This window comes from Cupriavidus basilensis, assembly GCF_029335485.1.
GTDB classification, from domain to species: Bacteria; Pseudomonadota; Gammaproteobacteria; order Burkholderiales; family Burkholderiaceae; genus Cupriavidus; species Cupriavidus basilensis_E.
The window spans coordinates 1-6316 of sequence record NZ_JARJLM010000617.1; the positions used below are offsets into that span (position 1 = coordinate 1).

The 6316-nt window shown below is 66.7% G+C and carries 4 protein-coding genes and 1 riboswitch; of the genes, 2 read left to right on the forward strand and 2 right to left on the reverse strand.

The annotated features are described in order from the left end of the window. The coding region (locus P3W85_RS37770) for an MCP four helix bundle domain-containing protein (RefSeq protein WP_276268551.1) at positions 1-435 on the reverse strand (435 nt) is incomplete at its 3' end. A gap of 312 nt (positions 436-747) precedes the next feature. After that, on the reverse strand, positions 748-2409 hold the full coding sequence (locus P3W85_RS37775) for an acyl-CoA dehydrogenase family protein (protein WP_276268552.1): 1662 nt from the start codon (positions 2407-2409) through the stop codon (positions 748-750). Between the two features lie 268 nt (positions 2410-2677). Here P3W85_RS37775 and P3W85_RS37780 point away from each other — a divergent pair, with 268 nt between their 5' ends. Together P3W85_RS37780 and thiC are read left to right on the forward strand one after the other, a co-directional pair. After that, on the forward strand, positions 2678-4069 hold the full coding sequence (locus P3W85_RS37780) for an RtcB family protein (protein ID WP_276268553.1): 1392 nt from the start codon (positions 2678-2680) through the stop codon (positions 4067-4069). A gap of 171 nt (positions 4070-4240) precedes the next feature. After that, positions 4241-4342, forward strand: a riboswitch (TPP riboswitch). Positions 4343-4443: 101 nt separating this feature from the next. Beyond that, on the forward strand, positions 4444-6316 hold a 1873-nt coding region (gene thiC / locus P3W85_RS37785; RefSeq protein WP_276268554.1), incomplete at its 3' end, for a phosphomethylpyrimidine synthase ThiC.

A 6316-nucleotide genomic window follows, 5' to 3' on the forward strand; every position in this document is an offset into this window, starting at 1 on the left:
TACCAGCATCGCGTGCGCTGCGGCATGGTCGTTGGCGCGCGATTTTTCCAGCAGGGCGACGCGCGTCTCGCGATAGCGCTTGAGCGTGGCGCGGTCGGCTTCCAGCATCTTGCGGTCGGTTTCGTCGGAGATATCCTCGCGCTCGTATTTTGCCGCGGTGGCGTCGAACTTCTCGTCCGCCTTGGCCAGGTCCGCTTCGGCATCGGTCTTGGCCTTGAGATCGTCAGTCATGCTGTGCCGGTAGAGCGAGATGCGCATCGCATTGACGTTGTCCTTGAGACTGTCGAGCACGCGTACGCTGCCCAGCGTGTTGTCGTTGAAATACTCGAAGCGCTGTTCCGACTGGCTGAGCTGCCAGATGCCGCCGAGGCCCACGGCGAGCAAGGCGAGCAGGGCAAGGGAGAGGGAAAGCAGCAGGCGTTGACTGATGTTCATGTCAGGATTCCGGCGCCCGGCAGGGCGTTCCGCTAAGTCATGGATGGGGGCTATCAGGCACTTATGCATTCAATATGTGCCTTTAATATCAACGGTTTACGGCAGGCCCTCGACACACTGAAGCAGGAGCGGGGGAAAAACCGTGCAGGAAGCGCTGGAGGATGCGCAAGGCGACGCATGCCGCACGCCGGGGCATGCCCGGGTGCCGGCACGGGATGAGGCGAAGCGATACGGGGAGAGGGCGTGCCCGCTCTGGCGGGTGCGCGAGTGCGCCGGAGGGCGCACCCGGTCATCGCCCGAGGCGCGCTGCCTTCAGGCCGGCCAGGCGCGTTCCACCACGCGCGCCAGCGCCGCGGCGTCGCCTTCCAGCGTGCCGAACACGCGGCCGTGCTGGCGTCCCAGCCGGCTGGCCGCGAAGCGCTCGGCGTCGTCCGCATCGGCATGGGCCAGCATCAGCGCCGCCTGCGCGGTCAGCACCAGCCCCTGGGCAAAGCGCCGGGCGCCGGTTTCGAGGTGTTCCGGCGCATCGCGCAGCATCGCCTGCAGCGAGGCGAGTTCGGCGCGCACCGCCGGATGGCCGCCGGCGCGCTGGGCCAGATCCTGCAGCAGCCGCGCGGCATCCTCGGGATTGCGCTGCAGCGCGCGCAGCACGTCCAGGCACATGATGTTGCCCGAACCTTCCCAGATCGAGTTGACGGGTGCCTCGCGGTACAGGCGCGCCATCGGCCCTTCCTCGACGTAGCCGTTACCGCCCCATACCTCCATGGCTTCGCCGGTGACCTCGATGGCGCGCTTGCAGACCCAGAACTTGGCCGCGGGCGTGACGACGCGTTTCCAGGCGGCGGCAAGCGGATCGGCATCGGCCCGCTCGAACGCGTGCGCCAGTTCCATCGTCAGCAAGGTCGCGGCCTGGCTCTCCAGCGCCAGGTCGGCCAGGACGTTGCGCATCAGCGGCTGGTCCGCCAGCAGGCGGCCAAAGGCCATGCGGTGGCGCGCGTGGTGGATGGCCTGCACCAGCGCCGCGCGGATGATGGCGGCGCTGCCGATCACGCAATCCAGCCTGGTATAGGTGGCCATCTCGATGATGGTCGGGATGCCGCGGCCCGCTTCGCCGATCAGGATGCCGGTGGCATCTCGGAATTCCACCTCGCTGCTGGCGTTGGAGCGGTTGCCCAGCTTGTCCTTGAGGCGCTGTATCTGCACCGGGTTCTTGCTGCCGTCGTCGCGAAAGCGCGGCACGAAGAAGCACGACAGCGGCCCATCCTCGGCGCCCATGCGCGCCACCACGAGGTGGGCGTCGCACATCGGCGCGGAGAAAAACCATTTGTGCCCGGTGATCGCGTACTCGGCGCCGCGGCCCTCGCCGCGCACGGGACGCGCGATGGTGGTGTTGCTGCGCACATCGGAGCCGCCCTGCTTTTCCGTCATGCCCATGCCGATCATCACCGCGCGCTTGTCGCGCCAGGGCAGGTCGCGCGGATCGTGTTCGGTGGCGAACAGCTTTGGCCCCAGTTCGGCGAACAGTGCCGCTTCCTGCTGCAGCACGGGGATGCTGGCGAAGGTCATGGTGGGCGGGCACAGAGAGCCGGACTCGGCCTGTGCCTGCAGGAAGTAGCCCGCCGCCCGCGCCACCCAGGCGCCCTCGCGCGGCCGGGCGAACGGCAGCGCCTGCAATTGCTGGCTGCGCAGCAAGGCCAGCAGCGCATGCCACGCGGGCGAGAACTCCACCTCGTCGATGCGCTCGCCGGTGCGGCTGTGCGTATGCAACTCGGGCGTGTGCCGATTGGCCGCGGCCGCCCACTGCAGCACATCGGCCTCGCCCAGGCGGGCGCCGAACGCATCCAGCGCACCGGCATGCCAGCCGCCGCCCAGCCGTTCCAGCGCAGCGCGCAGCGCGGGGTCGCCGGTGAACAGGTTGTAGCCGGTCAGGTCCGGTACCTGGTTGAACACGCGATGGGTGGCGGCTTCGGTCATGGGGTCTCCTGTGCAATCTTCTGCGCGCGTTGCGAATGGGCATGCCTGACTGCATGGTAGAGCAAGCGGCGGACTATGTGCGGGGGCTCGCAATGTGTCCGGCCGCCAACACTTTGCGCCGCAACGGCACGGCATTGCGGGCCGGGCGCTTGCCGCACGCCGCTTTCCGGCGCTACACTGCACGCTCCTTTCTCGACGCTGCTGCGCAGAAGGTACTTTTTGCCCCGGTATTCCGGAGGCACCCGCGTACCTTGTAATTCCAGCAGCCATGTCCTCATTTCCCCGTCTTAAAAAAGCCCTGCAGCGCCAGGGTATCCACGTCGAGCACAGCGAAGGCGTCTATCACCTGCGCAACGAACACGCCCAGGCCTCGGTGCTGTTGCCCGCCACGCTTCCCCTGGAAGCAAAAGCCGTGCGCCAGTTGCTCGATTTTGCCGCGGTGCGCTCTCCGGACGGCCACCACGGCGTCTGCAAAGCCTGTGCAACGCCGGATTTTCATCCGGGCGGCATCGCGCCGGTCGGATCGGTCGTTGCCACCGATGCGGATTTCGTCATTCCCGCCGCGATCGGTACCGATATCAACTGCGGCATGCGCCTGATCACCACCGGCCTGACGCGCGCCGCCCTGGAGCCGCTGCAGGAAGGCCTGGTGCGCAGGCTGACGCGTGCCTTGCTGGAAAACGGCCGCGACGTGCCGGTGCATGGCGCCGCGTTTCGCGCCTTGTTCGACGAGGGGCCGGCCGCGTTCATCGATCGCGTGGCCCCGCACGGATTGTGGGGACAGGTGGATCGCAGCCGTCTGGAGGCCGAACTTGCCGCCTGCGTCGGGCTGGACGCCTTCGGCGGGAGTGCCCGCCATGCGCCGGATGCGCACGTCGGCAATCGCGAGATCTTTCGCGATCCCTGTCTCGGTACGCCTGGCGGCGGCAATCACTTCGTCGAACTGCAGGTCGTGGACGCCATTTTCGACCGGCACGCCGCGTATCGCATCGGCCTCGCGCCAGGCGATGTCGTGGCGATGATCCACAGCGGTTCGCGCGATGTCGGCTTCTACGTGGGCCGGCGCTGGATGGACCAGGCGCGCCGGGCCTGGCCTGCCGGCCTGAAGCACCCGCAAAGCGGGCTTTACGGACTGTCGGGCGGCCTGGCGCGCGAATATATGGTGGCGATGGGGACGGCGGCCCGCTATGCATGGGCCAATCGCGTGGTGCTGGCCGAACTGGTCCGCAAGGAGTTGGCGGAACTGTGCGGCGCGGCAGCATCGCGCCTGGTGGTCGACGTGCCGCATAACGTCGTCCTGCGTGAACAGGATCTCAATATCCACCGCAAGGGGGCCACTCCCGCCCATCACGGCGAACTGGCTTTGATTCCTGGCTCGATGGGGGACGCATCCTTTATCGTAAGTGGTCTGGGGCATGCCGACTGGCTCTCCTCGTGCAGCCATGGCGCTGGCCGCAGTGTCCGGCGCCAGGCCTTGCGTCGCGTCAGAGGCCATCAGGCAGACAACAGTTGGCGCTGCATCACCCTGCGCGAGGAGCGCCTGATCGAAGAATCGCCCGAGGCGTACAAGCCGATTGGCCCGGTGCTGCAGGCGCAGGAAGAGGCTGGCCTGATCGAGGCGGTGGCGCGGCTGAAGCCCTGGGTGACCTTCAAAGCCTGACTTGCGGGGCGCCGAGTGATGGTTGCTGCCCAGTGTTGTTGTGCGCTGCAGCGCGATGGTGCGCGGCTCGCTCCGGAGGCGCCGTTGCCGGCGCTCATACCGCAGCGCACGACACTCCAGATCGAAACAGGGGTGGTCAAGTCCGGAACCTTGTGCTTAAATTCACCCCGTTGGATGAAACAGGGGTGCCGTACGGATGGGCCGTGCGGCTGAGAGAGTCCCTTCGAACCCGATCCGGCTAGTACCGGCGTGGGAAGTTTCATGGTTACCGAACAGCTCCTGCCTTCTCCAAGGCACATGACCCGGCCTCACCGCCGCGGACATGCTCACAGGGCTCCTGGTTTCGTCCATCCCCGCAAGAGAGGACGACACCCATGGCCCGCACAAATACCGCCCCCGCCGCTTCCTTCGAGTCGCTCGAAACCGATCTCGACAAGAAGTTCGCCTATCCGGCATCCAGCAAGACCTACCTGACCGGCAGCCGCCCCGATATCCGCGTGCCGCTGCGCACGATCCTGCAGACGTCCACGCGCACGGACAAGGGCGAAATGTCCAATCCGCCGATTCCCGTGTACGACACCTCGGGCCCGTACAGCGATCCGGACATCCATATCGACCTGAAGGCCGGCCTGCCGTCGGTACGCGGCAAGTGGATCGAAGAGCGCGGCGATACCGAGGTCCTGCCCGGCCTGTCGTCGGAATACGGCCTGGCGCGCGCCGCGGACCCGGCCACCGCCCACCTGCGCTTCGCCCAGCTGACCAACCCGCGCCGCGCCAAGGCCGGCGCCAACGTGTCGCAGATGCACTACGCCCGCCGCGGCATCATCACGCCCGAGATGGAATACGTCGCGCTGCGCGAGTCGCTGAACCTGCAGGCCCTGTACGACAAGCCCGAATACAAGGCGCTGCTGCGCCAGCACCCCGGCAATGCGCTGGGTGCCGCGCTGCCGCTGCGCCCGGAAGACATGACGCCGGAGTTCGTGCGCCGCGAAATCGCTTCCGGCCGCGCCATCATTCCCGCCAACATCAACCACACCGAGCTGGAGCCGATGGCCATCGGGCGCAATTTCCGCGTCAAGATCAACGGCAACCTCGGCAACTCGGCGGTGACGTCGTCGCTGGCCGAGGAAGTGGAAAAGATGGTGTGGTCGATCCGCTGGGGCGCCGACACCATCATGGACCTGTCCACCGGCAAGCACATTCACGAAACCCGTGAATGGATCCTGCGCAACTCGCCGGTGCCCATCGGCACGGTGCCCATCTACCAGGCGCTGGACAAGACCGGCGGCATCGCCGAGGACCTGACCTGGGAAATGTTCCGCGACACGCTCATCGAGCAGGCCGAGCAGGGCGTGGACTACTTCACCATCCACGCCGGCGTGCTGCTGCGCTACGTGCCGATGACCGCGGACCGCGTCACCGGCATCGTCTCGCGCGGCGGCTCGATCATGGCCAAGTGGTGCCTGGCGCATCACAAGGAAAACTTCCTGTACACGCACTTCGACGAGATCTGCGAAATCATGAAGGCGTACGACGTGTCGTTCAGCCTGGGCGATGGCTTGCGTCCCGGCTGTATCGCCGACTCCAACGACGACGCCCAGTTCGGCGAACTGCGCACGCTCGGCGAGCTGACCGCCAAGGCCTGGAAGCACGACGTGCAGGTCATGATCGAAGGCCCGGGCCACGTGCCGCTGCAGCGCATCCAGGCCAATATGGATGAAGAGCTGAAGCACTGCTATGAAGCGCCCTTCTACACGCTCGGACCGCTGGTGACCGACATCGCCCCCGGCTACGACCACATCACCAGCGGCATCGGCGCAGCCAATATCGGCTGGATGGGCACTGCCATGCTGTGCTACGTCACGCCGAAGGAACACCTGGGCCTGCCCGACAAGGAAGACGTGCGCGAAGGCATCATCACCTACAAGATCGCCGCGCACGCGGCCGACCTTGCCAAGGGCTGGCCGGGCGCGCAGCTGCGCGACAACGCGCTGTCCAAGGCGCGCTTCGAGTTCCGCTGGGAGGACCAGTTCAACCTCGGCCTGGATCCCGAGCGCGCGCGTTCGTACCACGACGCCACGCTGCCGGCCGAAGGCGCCAAGATCGCGCATTTCTGCTCGATGTGCGGTCCCAAGTTCTGCTCGATGAAGATCACGCAGGAAGTGCGCGACTACGCCGCCTCGCTCAAGCCGGAAGCCGAGCAGGGCATGCAGGAGAAGTCGATCGAGTTCGTCAAGAGCGGCAGCA

Bases quoted from the DNA above. Each gene is read 5' to 3' on its own strand.
- P3W85_RS37775 (WP_276268552.1), bottom strand. From the start codon at position 2,409: ATGACCGAAGCCGCCACCCATCGCGTGTTCAACCAGGTACCGGACCTG.
- P3W85_RS37780 (WP_276268553.1), top strand. From the start codon at position 2,678: ATGTCCTCATTTCCCCGTCTTAAAAAAGCCCTGCAGCGCCAGGGTATC.